Origin of the sequence: Bacteroides sp. 3_1_13 (genome assembly GCF_001185845.1) — a bacterium.
GTDB classification, from domain to species: domain Bacteria; phylum Bacteroidota; class Bacteroidia; order Bacteroidales; family Bacteroidaceae; genus Bacteroides; species Bacteroides xylanisolvens.
This window is the reverse complement of sequence record NZ_KQ236956.1, coordinates 1,838,419-1,854,528: the sequence shown is the minus strand read 5'-3', so window position 1 is coordinate 1,854,528 and position 16,110 is coordinate 1,838,419. Positions and strand designations below refer to the sequence as shown.

The window sequence follows — 16,110 nt, the reverse complement described above, 5'->3', positions numbered from 1 at the left end:
GACAATGAAAAAAATAATATATAGCTTGTTGTTTATTCTCACAGTAGTTTTTACTGCTTGTGAAGAAGAGCTGCCAAAAGCGAATTTCGATTTATATGAACTGAAGTCACTTACGGCAACAGCCGGAGATATGAATGTGACTCTTGCTTGGGAGGCATACGAGAATGCCCGGCCTAATGAATATTTGATTCTTTGGACTTCCGGATCGTCAGATGCGGAAGGAGGTGAGATGACTGTGGATGCAAAAACAATGACTGCCACAATCAATAATCTGGTGAATGACGTTGCTTACACTTTTTCTGTACAGCCTCGTTATACAGGAGGATTGGCTAGTAAAACGACTGCTGCTTGTACGCCGAAGAATGCGAGATACCCGATTTCTGATCTGACGGCAGCAGCCGGCAATGAAAGGGTGCGTTTGAGATGGACAAAACCTGCCAGTGAACGTTTTACCCGTTATCAGGTTACTGTTAATCCGGGCAATCAGATTATCAATCTGGATGATACTTCATTGGAAGAATACATTGTTGACGGGTTGACTAACGATCAGGAATATACGTTCAACGTAGTTTGTGTTTATCCTACAGGCAATTCTATTCCAGTGGAAACTTCAGCTACTCCGGGATTGATCTATCCTATTCTTGCCAATACGGAACTGGTCGTGTGGGAACCTTGCGCCTTTGCTTATAACGATATGTATTTTATGGCAGGTGAAGTGAAATCGGTAAGCTGGGATTTTGGTGATGGTACGACATCAGGAGAAAACAATCCTGTACATGCATTTGCTACTACCGGAACTTATACAGTAGCTGTTACGGTGACTTATGTAAATAACACAACCGAGTCGGGTAGTCTGGCTGTTACAGTCGGCAATTATAAATGGAATTCTGTCGATTTGAACTTTGGCGGACTTACCGGATATGTAAAGACTTCCAATCCGGTGTTCTCTCCGGATGGAAAAACAATGTACATTCCAACATCTACTCCTGCAGGGCATTTATTTGCTATTGATGTAGTGAGCGGTGAATTCAAATGGGTGTTTGCTATTGATAAGGTGACTTATGGCGGAGGAGCGTTAGTCGGTTCTGATGGCACTATTTATCAGTGTGTAAGTAATGCTTCCGTAAATAATGTATATGCAATAGCACCTACTAATGGTAAACAAAAATGGGCGGTTAAATTGGATGGCGTAATAGGAGCTTTCCCTGCATTGTCTGCAGATGGTATCCTTTATTGTTTGACTAATAAAAGCATATTGTATGCACTTGATGTAGCTAATCAGGGCAGTATCAAATGGCAAAAACAGTTAGATGGTGACACGGGAGGTGCTGTTGTCCTTGATAAAAAGGGCAATGTTTACGCTGGTACGAATGCAACTATTTATGCCTTCAACTCAAAGGGTGAACCGCTTTGGACATTAGAGGGAGATAATAAAGTTACAGAACGGGGAGTTTTTGCGTTGAATGGTAATATGCTTTATGCGACGTTGAAAGGAGGCGGACTTGTTGCTGTCGATATGACAAACGGGACAAAGAAATGGACGTATCCGACAACGAAAGGGGATGCCTATTTCCCGATTGTAGATAAAAATGGTAATATCTACTTTACGGAGAAAAATTCACAGACGGTTCATGCGGTAAATTCTAGCGGATCTAAAATCTGGGAGAAAAAGGTAGGCAACAATTTGAATTACAGTGGAGGTACCTTGAGCACGGATGGTATTCTTTATATAGGTACTCAATCAGGAAACAAAGTATTGGGACTTGATATTACTAATGGAAACATTGTTTTTGAAGAAACTGTAGGACAACAAGTCATGGCAGCTGTTACTATTGGTCCGGACAAACGGCTTTATTGCGGAACGATCGGATCTGGTAATATCGGTGCTGTCAAAGCATTTGATATCAATAAGACTTTGGAGACAGACTCCTGGAGTATTCGTGGTGGTGATATTCAAGGTACAAACCGTCAAAAGTAAGCGATAATGAGAGTTTCTGTTTTTATCTTATTTATAGCGATGACAATAGGTTTATATGCACAGAAATATAAAGTAGGTACTACTACGGCTTTGTGGAAAGTACCTGCTTCCACAGACTTTTCTCAAGCTCGGTCTGTGGGGCTAGAGTATGTGGAAGTTGCATTTAACCAGTGTTATAGAGGCGTTCCGGCAAATGAGGTCATTTCTCGTGTTCGGGATATGAAAGCAAAAATTGATAGTGCCGGTATCAAAGTCTGGTCTATACATCTTCCTTTTTCCCGAACGCTGGATATATCGGTTCTCGATGAAAAGAAAAGGAAAGAAAATGTAGATTTTATGGCGGAGATGATTGAACAGTGTGCTCAATTTCAACCGAAATGTTTAGTTCTGCATCCAAGTTCCGAACCGATTGACGACAGTATTCGGGCACAAAGAATAGCCAATGCTTCCAGGTCTATCGCTTATCTGAAGAAGTATGCGGATCAGATAGGAGCACAGTTATGTATAGAGAATCTGCCGCGGACTTGTCTGGGAAATACTCCTGAAGAACTTTGGGAGATTATCAAAGACATTCCCGGTGTGAAGGTTTGTTTTGATACCAATCATTATACAAAAGGAACGACGGAACATTTTGTAGAAACCATTGGTGAACGTATTGGCACAATACATGCTTCGGATTTTGATTTTGTCAACGAGTGCCACTGGCTTCCTACGCAAGGCGATATTAAGTGGGGAAAGTTAATGCACGCACTCGAAGGAGTCGGTTATGAAGGAGTTTTCATGTATGAAGCGACTAAAGATCACGAAAGCCATGATACACGTCCAACCCCGGAACGGGTCGTTGAAACTTTCAATAAAATAATAAATGATTATAAAACACTGAAATAAGATGGATATAATAAGAAAAATTCAATATTTACTGTTTTGCCTTTTGGCAATAGGCTTTGTTGCTTGCGATGATGATGACAACAACAGTACCGAAACAGGTCATGAAGGAATCCTTACTCAATTGGCAGAGGAAGTGGATGCCACAGCACAACAGTTGTGGAGTTTTTCTCCTTTGATTGTCAATGCCGGACGTACTGCTACTTTGACCAAAATTCAGGGGTATGCGGATAAATGTAAAGATGATTATTTCATCAGTTATCTGAATGGTTTCGACCAGGCAAGTACAAGTATGGAAAAGTGTGATCCTATTATCTATTTTTATCGGAGCGCATTTGACCGCGTGATGGATGGAGTTAAAAACTCAAAAGTGGAAAATGGTACGGCAGAGATTTGGGCACTCTATAATATGGGGTATGTGGTTAAGACTCCGTCAGGGTGTTTTGCTATTGACATATCTCATCGTTGGGCAAAAGAACTGGCACCTTATATTGATTTTCTCTGCGTCACTCATAAGCATTCCGATCATTATAACAATGATCTTATTCAGGCTATGTTTGATTTAGGCAAACCGGTATTGTCTAACTACCTGAAAGATACGACATATCCTTATACCGCAAAAGGAGATAAAGATTATGAAATAGGAAAATTCAAAATTAAAACCTGTATCACCGATCACAACAATTCCGGGTTATCTAATTTTGTGACTGTATTTTCGATTGATTGTGGTGAAGATACCGGTAACTTCGTCTTTATGCATGTAGGAGACTCCAACTATAAACCGGAACAATATACGAATCTAGCTTCTCATGTGAATGTATTGATACCACGTTACGCTCCCAATGCACTGACTGAAAATAATATTCTGGGTTCGGGTGCAGGGCAGGTAGAACCGGATTATGTCTTGTTATCGCATATTCTGGAACTTGCTCATGCCGGTGTTGACGAATCGAGATGGTCATTGGAACTGGCACTCGAACGGGCTTCGAAGATTAACTGTGAACAGACCTATGTACCAATGTGGGGAGAAAAAATGGTCTGGAAAAACAATAAACTGAATTAAAATTCTTAATGTTTGAACTTATGAAACGGATATGTAACTTCATACTTCTTCTATGCTTGGTACAACTGGCTGTTGCCCAAAATAGAATAACTGAAATCAAAGAAAACCTGTTAGGAGATCATCCTGATAAAATACTGGTTGTATCACATCGGGCCGACTGGCGTAATGCTCCGGAAAACTCATTGCAAGGTATACAGAATTGCATTGATATGGGAGTCGATATGGTAGAGATCGATTTGAAAAGAACAAAAGACGGACATTTGGTAGTGATGCATGATAAAACAATCAATCGCACCATGAACGGAAAAGGGCTGGTAGAAGATTATACATTAGCGGAATTGAAAGCAATGCGTCTTAAAAATGGCGTCGCTTGTAAAACAAGACATCAGATTCCTACATTGGAGGAAGTCATGTTGCTCTGCAAAGGTAAGATAATGGTAAATATTGATAAGGGCTATGATTATTTTCAGGAGGCTTATGCCGTACTCGAGAAGACAGGAACAGTCGACCTGTGTGTCATCAAAGCCGGGCTCCCTTATGAACAAGTGAAAGCTGAAAACGGTGCTGTGTTGGATAAGGTAATTTTTATGCCTATTGTACAGTTGCACAAAGAAGGAGCCGAAGCTGTTATTGACAGTTATCAGACTCACATGAAGCCTGCTGCTTATGAGTTAGTATTCGATAATGATAATCCGGAGGTTCTTAACTTGATAAAGAAAGTGCGTGATACAGGTTCTAACTTGTTTATCAATTCTCTTTGGCCCGAACTATGTGGCGGTCATGATGATGACCGTGCGGTGGAACTCCATCAACCGGAAGAAAGCTGGGGATGGATCATTAATCAGGGAGCGAAATTAATTCAAACCGATCGTCCTGCGCTGTTATTGGAATATCTGCGCAAAAAGAAACTTCACGACTAACCGTATTTCTTCATGTTAAAACAGCTTATAAACTTTTACAAGGTCTCTTCACCGGGACCTTGTAACGGGGAGGCTTTGTCCTCTTCCGATGAACGTCGTCTGAAGTATCTGAAATGGTCTACCTTCCTTTCGGCAACTTTTGGCTACGGTATGTATTACGTTTGCCGCCTTAGCCTGAATGTCGTAAAGAAGCCCATCGTAGAGGAAGGAATCTTCTCTGAAACGGAGCTGGGAATAATCGGTTCCGTATTATTCTTCACTTACGCCCTCGGAAAGTTCACGAATGGTTTCCTTGCCGACCGTAGCAATATCAATCGCTTCATGACTACCGGTTTATTGGTTACGGCATTAGTGAACTTATGTCTCGGCTTTACCAATTCTTTTATTCTGTTTGCTGTCCTTTGGGGGATTAGCGGCTGGTTTCAGTCTATGGGGGCCGCCTCCTGTGTGGTTGGTCTTTCCCGTTGGTTCACGGACAAAGAACGCGGTTCCTATTACGGATTTTGGTCTGCCAGCCATAACATCGGTGAAGCGTTGACCTTTTTGATTATTGCGTCTATTGTCAGTGTCTTGGGTTGGCGATACGGCTTCTTCGGAGCCGGTATTGTCGGTTTGCTTGGAGCTTTAATCGTGTGGAAGTTCTTTCATGACACTCCCGAGAGTCAGGGTTTCCCTCCAGTGAATGTTCCCAAACAGAAAAAAGAGATGAGTGCAACAGAAACGGCGGATTTCAATAAAGCACAGCGCCAGGTGTTGATGATGCCTGCCATTTGGATTCTTGCCCTTTCGAGTGCTTTTATGTATATCAGTCGTTATGCGATAAACAGCTGGGGCGTCTTTTACTTGGAAGCTCAAAAAGGGTATTCTACCCTGGATGCCAGTTTTATCATTTCTATCTGTCCGGTTTGTGGTATCATCGGTACGATGTTTTCCGGAGTGATTTCGGATAAATTGTTTGGTGGTCGTCGCAATGTTCCTGCCTTAATCTTCGGATTGATGAATGTATTTGCACTTTGCCTTTTCCTGTTGGTTCCGGGCGTACATTTTTGGATAGATGTATTGGCTATGATTCTTTTTGGTTTAGGAATTGGAGTACTAATTTGCTTTTTGGGTGGTTTGATGGCTGTCGATATTGCTCCTCGCAATGCATCGGGAGCTGCATTGGGAGTTGTTGGCATTGCCAGTTATATTGGTGCCGGATTGCAGGATGTGATGAGTGGTATACTGATAGAAGGGCAAAAAACGGTTCAGAACGGAGTAGATGTTTATGATTTCACTTATATCAATTGGTTTTGGATAGGGGCGGCTCTGCTGTCGGTACTTTTTGCGTTATTGGTTTGGAATGCAAAATCAAAAGTAGTGGGTTAATTCTAAAGATGTATTAGGTTAGATTGAGAAAGCTTGTTTGTAAAGGAAGATAACAAGTGTTTATATTCAAAAGTCTTGGATTTATTTTCGGGAAGTTCGTTTTTACGATTCTTCCCGAAAATTATTTACTTTGTCTCTGCCAGCCAACGATTGATATTGCGAGTTTCCGCACTGAATTCCACACCAATCTTTATTACTTCCCGATGATCTTTTTGATAAGGAATCAAATATCCTTTTTCATCAATCTGCTTCATCGCTTCTTCTGCGGTTCCATTTAATTTGAACTCAAATACATAGACGTATTTGGGTGTTTTGACTACAGCATCGGCACGTCCGCGAGCACTGCGCACTTCTGCTTCTGTGAATTGTCCCATTAGTTTGAATACAAGATAGAAAATAACCTGATAGTGCCGTTCGGTCTGGTCATTCAGTTCATACGGAATATCAGCAAAGAAAGCCTCCAAACGGGTGAGGAAAGATTCATAATCACCTGTGCGTAATTCCTGAACGAATTTTCCGATATAAAATCCTTGATCGTTGTTCTTCATTGGAGTGTAAAACGGAACAAGAAAGTTAATGAATCCGTAGCGCACTTCATCATTCGGAAAATCAAGCCGATAGTTCTGAAACTCTCTGTCGTAATCCTTAATAGTCAGATATCCACTTTGATAAATCAGCGGTATAGGATTATTAGCATCCATTCTGTATTCTACAAAAGAAGAAGCAGGCGCTTCTATACCATTTAATAAAGTACGGAGATCATATTCACTTTTTTGTAGTAGTTCAACCAAGAATGTTGGCGTACCGGTTTGGAACCAATAGCTGCCCAACTCCAATTTACTGAAAGCATTCAATACGCTGAACGGATTGAATACCCCTGAGCCATCCGAGTGAAAATGATAACCGTCATAGTTGCGTTTCATTGCTGCGACTACTTCTTCTGGAGTCTGATGATTTTTGCGACCGAAAATTTCAATCTCGGGTTTGAAAGTACTCTCCAGTTCTTCTCGGGTAATACCGCAAAGTGTGGCATAAGAATAGTCTAGGCTAATGTCATTCAACTGATTCAGATCGCTGAATACGCTGACTTGAGAGAACTTCGTAACTCCGGTCAGGAAAACAAAACGGAGATATGCGTCAGCACTTTTCAATACTCCATAAAAGGCTTTCAATATCTGACGATACTCTTCGAACAATCTCGGACGGGTAATGGCTTGCAAAAGAGGTTTGTCATATTCGTCTACTAATACAACGACGTTTTTTCCTGTTTTCAGAAAAGCTTGCTCGATCACATAGCTGAAGCGTTCTTCGGGGCTACGATCTTTTTTCTCATCACCATAAATAGCTTCCCATTTCTCTAAATATTGGTTTAGCATTGCGATTAAATCCGCTGCCGTCTCATATTTTTTTGCATTCAGATCAAGGTGTAAAACAGGAAACTGTTCCCATTTTGTCTCTAGTTGTTCAATGGCCAAACCATTAAATAGCTCTTTTTTTCCTTGGAAATAAGCATCGAATGTCGAAATTAATAGACTTTTACCAAAGCGGCGTGGTCTGCTTAGAAAATATGGCTTTCCCAAATTGGCCATACGCCATACAAGCGCAGTTTTATCCACATAAAGATAATTCTCCTTCCGTATTCCTTCAAATGTCTGTATTCCAATAGGAAGTTTACGCATTAAGTTGTCCATATCCGATGGTTTTAGAGTTTCTTACGCAAAGATACAATATGCAAATGAGAATTTAAGTAGAATACAAACATTATCTTTTCAGAATAAATTCAGTTTTATGTCTTTCCTTTGCCGGAGATAATTTGTTATCTTTGCAACTTTAACCCGATAATCAATGAGTAGAATAATATTAAATACTAAGATTTGGCTGTTTGTGTTGTTGTTTGGAATGTCGTTTCCCGCATGGGCACAAAGTGATGATTTCAATACATGGACCAAGTTTAAAGTGAGTCATAAGATAGATTCTCGTTTCTCGGTTTCAGGCGATTTGGAATTACGTATGAAGGATGATGTAAGTCGATTAGATCGTTGGGGACTGACAGTTGGTGGAAGTTATCGCCCTTGTTCTTTTTTGAATCTGGGAGTGGGATATGAGACCCATCTTCGGAATTTGGGTGATTCAGACTGGAAGTTGAGACATCGCTATCATATATCTGCCACTGCCAACTTTCGTTATCAATGGTTGAAAGTGTCTTTGCGGGAGAGGTTTCAGCAGACTTTTGACCGTGGTGATTCTGAAACTCGTCTACGTTCTCGTTTGAAGTTATCCTATGCTCCTACAAAAGGAATCGTTTCTCCTTATTTTTCTGTTGAAATTTATCAAAGTCTGGATGATACCTCTTTTTGGAGAGCAGACCGTATGCGCTATCGTCCCGGAGTGGAGATTGCTTTAGCCAAACGTTGGTCATTGGATGCATTTTATTGTTATCAATATGCATCTTCGCAAGGCAGACACATTGCCGGAATAGAAGTGGGGTATTCTTTTTGAAATAAATGACGGATAGTAAATAATAACCAATGCTAATATAATAATGTGGAGTTCAGAATGTCTTGTTTTTGCATGTGTTATTTAAATGGCTGATTACGTGCTTTTTATATAAAAGATTAATCTTTTTAAAGGAAAATATTTCTTTTCTTAACTATAATCTGTACTTTCGCTTCCACATTTCAAACTGTAATGTGGGAATTTAAGATTCTACAGTTGCAACAGACGTGTTGTATGGTTTTTCATAACCGAAAGTGAATACTTCCTCTTATGGCATTCTTTCTGCTCAATCAAGAATTTCTTTTTTTGAACTAATAGAAAAACAAAATGAAAACATGCCATAACCTATTTGTGGGAGTAGGTTTTTTTATCCTTTGTTGTACTATGTTTACTGCTTGTGTAAACCATATTTCGGAGGAAGAAGGGGAAATCATTAATAATGGAGATATTCCGTTGAAGTTTGTAGCTGATATTCATGAGATCATGAATACTCGTGTAGTAAACAATAGTTTTGGAGAAAAAGATGAAGTGGGGTTATTTGCACTTGCAGGAACTACTACAATGCAAGAAGAACGTTATGCAGATAATCTTCATTTTGTGCGTTCATCTACTGGTGAGTTTGTATCTGATGAGTCGGTTTACTATCCGGATGATGGAGTTACATTGAATTTAATCAGTTATTATCCATATCAGAATAGTGGAGTAGCAATGGGGGAAAGTTCCATGCAAGTGACCGTTGCAACAACTCAAGATAAACTGGATGATTATTCTCATTCTGATTTTCTAGTTGCTTCCAAAAAGGAAGTATTAGCCAGTAAAGATGCAGTTGCTTTGACTTACAACCACCAGTTCTTTCGCATGAAAATAGTCCTTGTCCCCGGAGAGGGAGAGAATATAGAAGAAATACTGTCTGTGAAACCTACACTTTCGGTGAGTGGCTTTTATACTAAGACCATTTATGATTTTCAGAAGAAAACATTCTCTGCCTATTCTGAAGAGAAAGATATTACTCCTGCAGGAGAATGGGAAATAAAAGACGGTCGACTGGTAGGAAAAGAGCTTATTTTGATTCCCCAAGAAGCGACTGTCGGGTATCAATACATAACATTGGAAGCTGCCGGCAAACTATATACCAGTTTATTACCATCCACTTTACAATTGGAAAGTGGAAAACAGAGAGAGTTGGAAATAACGTTTGTATCGGCCGAAGATATATTAATGAGTAAAGTGAACGGAGAAATCGGGGATTGGGATGGAACAGAAGTGGATCATACCGAATCGGGTATTTTGCATAAATACATAGATGTATCGAAGCTGACTTTTGAAAAATCGAATGTGTACAAAGTGATACATTCGGGAAAACAAGTAGCCGAAATATGTAAAGAGTATCTTGTTACTCCGGATTTTTCTTCTCAAGCGATTGTTGCCTATCCGATGAAAGAAGACGGTAGCGTTAATTTATCTCAAGGGATTGTAGCACAGTTATTAGGAAAATCAGGAAAAGTGAATGGTGGAAGTGTATCATGGAATATGGAAGATCATTCATTAACCTATGTGGATGGCACCTTATTGGCTCGTAATAATGTTTATGTGCTGGCAGACGGAACAATCTCCTTATCAGTAACACTGGCAGATGATGTGTTACCTGTTCTAGCATTGGAAGATGTGGTTCGTGACGTACGTGGAAGAGTCATCCATAATTATCCGCTAGTGAAGATCGGAACTCAATACTGGATGAGGAGTAATTTGGAGACATCTTTATATGTAAACGGTGATGCGCTCCCTAAATTGAATCAGGTAACAGCAAATATAGCCGGATATTTGCAATCTACTACAGAGCATTATTTTTATACCGCTAATGTTGCGCTTTCCGGTAGGATCTTGCCAACTCACTGGAGTATACCGAATTGGGAAGACTGGAATATTTTAAAAGACTACTTGAAGGGGGAAGCTTCTTTGTTGAAGTCAGGGACCTGGTTGCCCCTGAAGACGGAAGGACAAGTGCAACCTGCAACTAATTTATCCGGTTTTAATGGTATTCCCGTAGGAATGTATGTAGGGGCTTTTCAAGCAGATTATGAGAACAAACATTTGGCATATTGGACATTGGACAATACAAATGCCACCATTGATACTAAGGTTTTCTACATGAAAAGTGATACGAATATCATAGAAGAATCTAATGCGGGTATTGATACGAAAGCTTTCGCTATTCGTTGTATTAGAAAGTAAATCAGTGAAAATTGCATCTCCTTTTCATAAATTGCTTATATTTGGGAAGTAAAACTAAATAAAAGAGAGAACTATGAAGAAGATAATAAATCCCTGGAAGGGTTTGGAAGGGTACAATTGTTTCGGTTGTGCTCCTAATAATGAAGCTGGAGTAAAAATGGAATTTTATGAGGATGGTGACGAAGTAGTGAGCATTTGGAAGCCACGTCCCGAGTATCAAGGCTGGATTGACACTTTGCATGGCGGTATTCAAGCAGTTTTGATGGATGAAATCTGTGCGTGGGTGGTGCTTCGTAAACTACAAACGACTGGAGTGACTTCGAAGATGGAAACCCGTTACCGAAAATCTGTTGATACCAAAGATTCTCATATAGTATTGCGTGCCTCTATTAAAGAAGTGAAGCGGAACATTGTCATTGTTGAAGCGAAGTTATATAATAAGGATGGAGAAGTATGCACAGAATCGGTTTGTACCTACTTTACTTTCTCGAAAGAAAAGTCGAAAGACAAAATGCATTTTACGAAATGTGATGTAGAGCCGGAAGAGATATTGCCTTTAATTTGAAATAAAAACTCAAGTTTTTGTGATAAATGTTTGGTGGTTTCAAACAAATGCTTTACTTTTGTCGCAGTTAATAAAAGAAATATGAAATATACAACTACACATCATCATCATCATTTTCCTAACGAATAATCGGTGGGCGTGGATGATATTGTGTATAACTATATAAACGATAACTAAGGCTTGCCGAATACGGTAAGCCTTTTTTTATTTCTCAACGCATATTATAATTAAAAATTAAATAAAGTCATGTTAAGAATCGCAGTACAAGCCAAAGGACGTCTCTTCGAAGAGACAATGGCACTTTTAGGAGAGTCGGATATTAAGTTGAGCACTACAAAACGTACCTTATTGGTGCAGTCTTCCAATTTCCCTATTGAAGTTCTATTCCTTCGTGATGATGATATCCCGCAGACAGTGGCTACCGGTGTGGCAGACCTAGGAATTGTTGGCGAAAACGAATTTATGGAAAAGGAAGAAGATGCGGAAATCATTAAACGTTTGGGATTTAGTAAATGTCGCCTTTCATTGGCTATGCCGAAAGATATTGAATATCCCGGTTTGTCATGGTTTGACGGTAAGAAGATCGCTACTTCCTATCCGGTTATTCTTCGCAACTTCCTGAAGAAAAATGGTGTAAATGCTGAAATTCATGTAATTACCGGTTCCGTAGAAGTGTCTCCGGGAATTGGATTGGCTGATGCTATTTTTGATATTGTAAGCTCCGGTTCTACGTTGGTAAGTAACCGTTTGAAAGAAGTGGAAGTCGTAATGAAGTCGGAAGCATTGCTGATTGGCAACAAGAATATGAGCGACGAGAAAAAAGAAGTGCTCGAAGAACTGCTGTTCCGTATGAATGCGGTAAAAACAGCCGAAGATAAAAAATATGTATTGATGAATGCTCCGAAAGATAAACTGGAAGAAATCATTGCTGTATTGCCGGGTATGAAGAGTCCTACGGTGATGCCGTTAGCACAGGAAGGCTGGTGCTCTGTCCATACAGTACTTGATGAAAAACGTTTTTGGGAAATCATTGGAAAACTGAAAGGACTGGGAGCAGAAGGCATTTTAGTACTGCCAATTGAAAAGATGATTGTATAAATATATAGGCATCTAATAAAATAGTAACCATGAGATTGATTAAATATCCCTCAAAAGAACAGTGGACGGAACTTTTGAAACGTCCGGCACTGAATACGGAAAATTTGTTCGACACTGTTCGCTCTATTATAAATAAGGTAAGAACAGAAGGTGACAAAGCCGTCTTGGAATATGAAGCTACTTTTGATAAAGTCACCTTGTCTGCGCTTGCTGTGACTCCTGAAGAGATACAGGTTGCCGGAACATTGGTAAGCGATGAACTGAAAGCAGCCATCTCCTTGGCAAAACAAAATATTGAAACCTTTCATGCTTCCCAACGTTTTATCGGAAAGAAGGTAGAAACAATGAACGGTGTGACTTGCTGGCAAAAATCGGTAGGAATCGAAAAAGTGGGATTGTATATTCCGGGTGGAACAGCACCACTTTTCTCAACTGTATTGATGTTGGCTGTTCCGGCTAAAATTGCAGGATGCAAGGAAATCGTACTTTGCACACCTCCCGATAAGAATGGAAATATTCATCCGGCTATTCTTTTTGCTGCGCAACTGGCAGGTGTCAGTAAAATATTCAAAGCTGGTGGTGTGCAGGCTATTGCCGCTATGGCCTATGGAACGGAGAGTGTCCCCAAAGTATATAAGATATTTGGTCCAGGCAATCAATATGTGACAGCTGCCAAACAGTTGGTAAGCCTGCGTGATGTAGCTATTGATATGCCTGCCGGTCCTTCTGAAGTCGAAGTTCTGGCTGATGTATCTGCCAACCCGGTTTTTGTAGCAGCAGATCTTTTGTCACAGGCAGAACACGGAATAGATAGCCAGGCTATATTGATTACCACTTCCGAGAAGCTTCAAACAGAAGTAATGGCGGAAGTAGAACGTCAATTAGCCGAATTGCCCCGTCGTGAAATTGCTGCAAAATCATTAGAGAATAGTAAACTGATTTTAGTAAAGGATTTGGATGAAGCATTGGAACTGACTAACGCATACGCGCCGGAACACTTAATAATAGAAACGGAAAACTACATGGAAGTAGCAGAGCGTGTAACAAATGCCGGTTCTGTTTTCCTTGGATCGTTAACTCCCGAAAGTGCCGGTGACTATGCTTCCGGAACAAATCATACCTTGCCTACCAACGGTTATGCCAAAGCATATAGTGGCGTCAGTCTGGATAGTTTTATCCGCAAGATTACGTTCCAGGAAATTCTCCCGGAAGGAATAAAGGCTATTGGTCCTGCTATTGAGGAGATGGCGGCTAACGAACATTTGGATGCGCACAAAAATGCGGTCACAGTACGTCTCAAAGCAATTCAAAATTCATAACTTAAAATTTAAAGAAGTGAAAACATTACAAGAATTAACCCGGCCGAATATCTGGAAATTAAAGCCTTACTCTTCGGCACGTGATGAATATAAAGGAGTCACCGCTTCTGTTTTCCTGGATGCAAACGAAAATCCGTACAATACGCCTCACAATCGTTATCCGGACCCTATGCAGTGTGAACTGAAAACATTGTTGTCGAAAATTAAGAAAGTATCTCCCGAACATATTTTTCTCGGAAACGGCAGTGATGAAGCCATCGACTTGGTCTTTCGTGCTTTCTGCGAACCGGGTAAAGATAATGTAGTAGCTATCGATCCTACCTATGGAATGTATCAGGTCTGTGCCGATGTGAACGATGTGGAATATCGGAAAGTATTGTTGGATGATGACTTCCAGTTCTCTGCTGACAAATTACTGGCAGCTACCGACGAGCATACCAAACTTATTTTCCTTTGCTCTCCTAATAATCCGACAGGAAATGATTTGCTTCGTTCCGAAATAGAAAAGATTCTTTGTCAGTTTGAAGGATTGGTAATGTTGGATGAGGCTTACAATGATTTTTCTAAAGCTCCGTCTTTCCTCGAAGAGTTGGATAAATATCCCAATCTCGTCGTATTCCAGACATTCTCCAAAGCCTGGGGATGTGCTGCTATCCGTTTGGGAATGGCTTTTGCTTCCAAAGAGATTATTGATATTCTTAGTAAAATCAAATATCCCTATAATGTCAACCAGTTGACTCAACAGCAAGCCATCGCCATGTTGCATAAACATTATGAGATAGAACGTTGGGTGAAAACTCTGAAGGAAGAACGTGACTATCTGGAAGCGGAATTTGAAAAGCTTCCATGTACCATTAAACTGTTTCCGTCTGATGCGAATTTCTTTTTGGCAAAAGTGACGGATGCCGTGAAAATCTACAATTATTTGGTAGGTGAAGGAATTATTGTGCGTAATCGCCATAACATTTCGCTTTGCTGCAACTGTTTGCGTGTGACTGTCGGTACCCGTGTAGAGAATAATACACTATTAGCCACCCTTAAAAAATACCCGGGATAATTTATGAAGAAGAAAGTATTATTTATAGATAGAGATGGTACGTTGGTGATCGAACCTCCCGTAGATTACCAACTCGACTCATTGGAGAAGCTGGAATTCTATCCGAAAATATTCCGTAATTTAGGTTTTATCCGCAGTAAACTTGATTTTGAATTTGTGATGGTCACCAATCAGGATGGATTGGGTACATCTTCTTTCCCGGAAGAAACGTTTTGGCCTGCCCATAATCTGATGCTTAAAACATTAGAAGGAGAGGGGATTACTTTTGATGAGATTCTGATAGACCGTAGTTTCCCAGAAGATAATGCGCCCACCCGTAAACCACGTACCGGAATGTTGACGAAGTACCTAAATAATCCGGAATACGATCTTGCCGGAAGTTTTGTTATAGGCGACCGTCCTACGGATGTGGAACTTGCCAAAAATATGGGTTGCCGGGCAATTTATCTGCAAAATTCACCTGAAACCCTGAAAGAAAAAGGATTGGAAGAAGTCTGCGCTCTTGCAACAACTGACTGGGATCAGATAGCCGAGTTCCTTTTTGCCGGAGAACGGAAAGCGGAAGTACGTCGTACAACCAAAGAAACAGATATTGATGTGGCTTTGAACTTGAATGGAAACGGTACTTGTGACATCTCTACCGGTCTTGGCTTTTTCGACCACATGCTTGAGCAGATTGGAAAACACTCCGGTATGGACTTGACAATCCGTGTAAAAGGAGATCTGGAGGTAGACGAACATCATACGATCGAAGATACTGCTATTGCATTAGGAGAATGTATTTACCAGGCTTTAGGTAGTAAGCGTGGAATTGAACGTTATGGCTATGCTTTACCGATGGATGATTGTCTTTGTCAGGTTTGTCTGGACTTTGGTGGTCGTCCCTGGCTGGTTTGGGATGCCGAATTCAAGCGTGAGAAGATAGGGGAGATGCCGACGGAAATGTTCCTTCATTTCTTTAAGTCACTAAGTGATGCGGCAAAAATGAATCTGAACATCAAGGCGGAAGGACAAAATGAACATCATAAGATAGAAGGTATTTTTAAAGCCCTTGCCCGTGCCTTGAAAATGGCAATCAAAAGAGATATCTATCATTTTGAACTTCCATCCAGCAAGGGAGTACTTTGAT

Annotated in this window: 13 protein-coding genes; 12 read left to right on the top strand and 1 reads right to left on the bottom strand. The window is 40.4% G+C overall.

The window, feature by feature from the left end:
* Positions 1 to 4: 4 nt before the first annotated feature.
* Genes HMPREF9009_RS19990 through HMPREF9009_RS19970 form a run of 5 tightly spaced genes read left to right on the top strand, consistent with a single transcriptional unit; the run spans position 5 to position 6,214 of the window.
* Positions 5 to 1,978, top strand: a complete 1,974-nt coding sequence (locus tag HMPREF9009_RS19990) for an outer membrane protein assembly factor BamB family protein (protein WP_049703104.1) — start codon at positions 5 to 7, stop codon at positions 1,976 to 1,978.
* Between the two features lie 6 nt (positions 1,979 to 1,984).
* Entirely contained in the window at positions 1,985 to 2,866 is an 882-nt protein-coding gene (locus HMPREF9009_RS19985) for a sugar phosphate isomerase/epimerase family protein (protein ID WP_049703103.1), read from the top strand.
* A 1-nt stretch (position 2,867) separates the two neighbouring features.
* On the top strand, positions 2,868 to 3,926 hold the full coding sequence (locus HMPREF9009_RS19980; protein WP_049703102.1) for an MBL fold metallo-hydrolase: 1,059 nt from the start codon (positions 2,868 to 2,870) through the stop codon (positions 3,924 to 3,926).
* Between the two features lie 20 nt (positions 3,927 to 3,946).
* On the top strand, positions 3,947 to 4,846 hold the full coding sequence (locus tag HMPREF9009_RS19975) for a glycerophosphodiester phosphodiesterase family protein (RefSeq protein WP_049703398.1): 900 nt from the start codon (positions 3,947 to 3,949) through the stop codon (positions 4,844 to 4,846).
* Positions 4,847 to 4,858: 12 nt separating this feature from the next.
* Positions 4,859 to 6,214: an MFS transporter gene (locus HMPREF9009_RS19970; protein WP_049703101.1), complete on the top strand. Its 1,356-nt coding sequence runs from the start codon at positions 4,859 to 4,861 to the stop codon at positions 6,212 to 6,214.
* A gap of 125 nt (positions 6,215 to 6,339) precedes the next feature.
* Here HMPREF9009_RS19970 and HMPREF9009_RS19965 read toward each other — a convergent pair whose 3' ends face one another.
* Entirely contained in the window at positions 6,340 to 7,905 is a 1,566-nt protein-coding gene (locus tag HMPREF9009_RS19965; RefSeq protein ID WP_049703100.1) for an ATP-binding protein, read from the bottom strand.
* Between the two features lie 154 nt (positions 7,906 to 8,059).
* On the opposite strand from HMPREF9009_RS19965, the gene HMPREF9009_RS19960 reads away from it, so the two are divergent.
* From HMPREF9009_RS19960 to hisB, 7 genes are all read left to right on the top strand, one after another.
* The gene (locus HMPREF9009_RS19960) at positions 8,060 to 8,713 is read left to right on the top strand and encodes a DUF2490 domain-containing protein (protein ID WP_008021752.1); all 654 of its coding nucleotides are present in this window, start codon (positions 8,060 to 8,062) and stop codon (positions 8,711 to 8,713) included.
* Positions 8,714 to 9,037: 324 nt separating this feature from the next.
* Positions 9,038 to 10,942: a fimbrillin family protein gene (locus tag HMPREF9009_RS19955; RefSeq protein ID WP_049703099.1), complete on the top strand. Its 1,905-nt coding sequence runs from the start codon at positions 9,038 to 9,040 to the stop codon at positions 10,940 to 10,942.
* Positions 10,943 to 11,015: 73 nt separating this feature from the next.
* Complete coding sequence (locus tag HMPREF9009_RS19950) at positions 11,016 to 11,507, top strand: PaaI family thioesterase (protein ID WP_008021755.1); 492 nt, start codon at positions 11,016 to 11,018, stop codon at positions 11,505 to 11,507.
* Positions 11,508 to 11,753: 246 nt separating this feature from the next.
* A complete protein-coding gene (gene hisG, locus HMPREF9009_RS19945; protein WP_008021757.1) occupies positions 11,754 to 12,605 on the top strand; it encodes an ATP phosphoribosyltransferase in 852 nt (283 codons plus the stop codon).
* Positions 12,606 to 12,634: 29 nt separating this feature from the next.
* Positions 12,635 to 13,924 carry a histidinol dehydrogenase gene (gene hisD, locus HMPREF9009_RS19940; RefSeq protein WP_049703098.1) on the top strand — a complete coding sequence of 430 codons (1,290 nt, stop codon included), beginning with the start codon at positions 12,635 to 12,637 and terminating at the stop codon, positions 13,922 to 13,924.
* The gene (gene hisC / locus HMPREF9009_RS19935) at positions 13,884 to 14,981 is read left to right on the top strand and encodes a histidinol-phosphate transaminase (protein ID WP_049703097.1); all 1,098 of its coding nucleotides are present in this window, start codon (positions 13,884 to 13,886) and stop codon (positions 14,979 to 14,981) included. The genes hisD and hisC overlap by 41 nt, the downstream gene beginning before the upstream one ends.
* Positions 14,982 to 14,984: 3 nt before the next feature.
* On the top strand, positions 14,985 to 16,109 hold the full coding sequence (gene hisB, locus HMPREF9009_RS19930) for a bifunctional histidinol-phosphatase/imidazoleglycerol-phosphate dehydratase HisB (RefSeq protein ID WP_008021762.1): 1,125 nt from the start codon (positions 14,985 to 14,987) through the stop codon (positions 16,107 to 16,109).
* Position 16,110: the final 1 nt, after the last annotated feature.

What these genes read in the sequence shown, in the direction of transcription:
- HMPREF9009_RS19960 (WP_008021752.1), top strand. Translation starts at nt 8,060, where the DNA reads ATGAGTAGAATAATATTAAATACTAAGATTTGGCTGTTTGTGTTGTTG.
- HMPREF9009_RS19965 (WP_049703100.1), bottom strand. Translation starts at nt 7,905, where the DNA reads ATGGACAACTTAATGCGTAAACTTCCTATTGGAATACAGACATTTGAA.
- HMPREF9009_RS19950 (WP_008021755.1), top strand. Translation starts at nt 11,016, where the DNA reads ATGAAGAAGATAATAAATCCCTGGAAGGGTTTGGAAGGGTACAATTGT.
- HMPREF9009_RS19980 (WP_049703102.1), top strand. Translation starts at nt 2,868, where the DNA reads ATGGATATAATAAGAAAAATTCAATATTTACTGTTTTGCCTTTTGGCA.
- hisG (WP_008021757.1), top strand. Translation starts at nt 11,754, where the DNA reads ATGTTAAGAATCGCAGTACAAGCCAAAGGACGTCTCTTCGAAGAGACA.
- HMPREF9009_RS19985 (WP_049703103.1), top strand. Translation starts at nt 1,985, where the DNA reads ATGAGAGTTTCTGTTTTTATCTTATTTATAGCGATGACAATAGGTTTA.
- hisB (WP_008021762.1), top strand. Translation starts at nt 14,985, where the DNA reads ATGAAGAAGAAAGTATTATTTATAGATAGAGATGGTACGTTGGTGATC.
- hisD (WP_049703098.1), top strand. Translation starts at nt 12,635, where the DNA reads ATGAGATTGATTAAATATCCCTCAAAAGAACAGTGGACGGAACTTTTG.
- HMPREF9009_RS19975 (WP_049703398.1), top strand. Translation starts at nt 3,947, where the DNA reads ATGAAACGGATATGTAACTTCATACTTCTTCTATGCTTGGTACAACTG.
- hisC (WP_049703097.1), top strand. Translation starts at nt 13,884, where the DNA reads ATGCGGTCACAGTACGTCTCAAAGCAATTCAAAATTCATAACTTAAAA.
- HMPREF9009_RS19955 (WP_049703099.1), top strand. Translation starts at nt 9,038, where the DNA reads ATGAAAACATGCCATAACCTATTTGTGGGAGTAGGTTTTTTTATCCTT.
- HMPREF9009_RS19990 (WP_049703104.1), top strand. Translation starts at nt 5, where the DNA reads ATGAAAAAAATAATATATAGCTTGTTGTTTATTCTCACAGTAGTTTTT.
- HMPREF9009_RS19970 (WP_049703101.1), top strand. Translation starts at nt 4,859, where the DNA reads ATGTTAAAACAGCTTATAAACTTTTACAAGGTCTCTTCACCGGGACCT.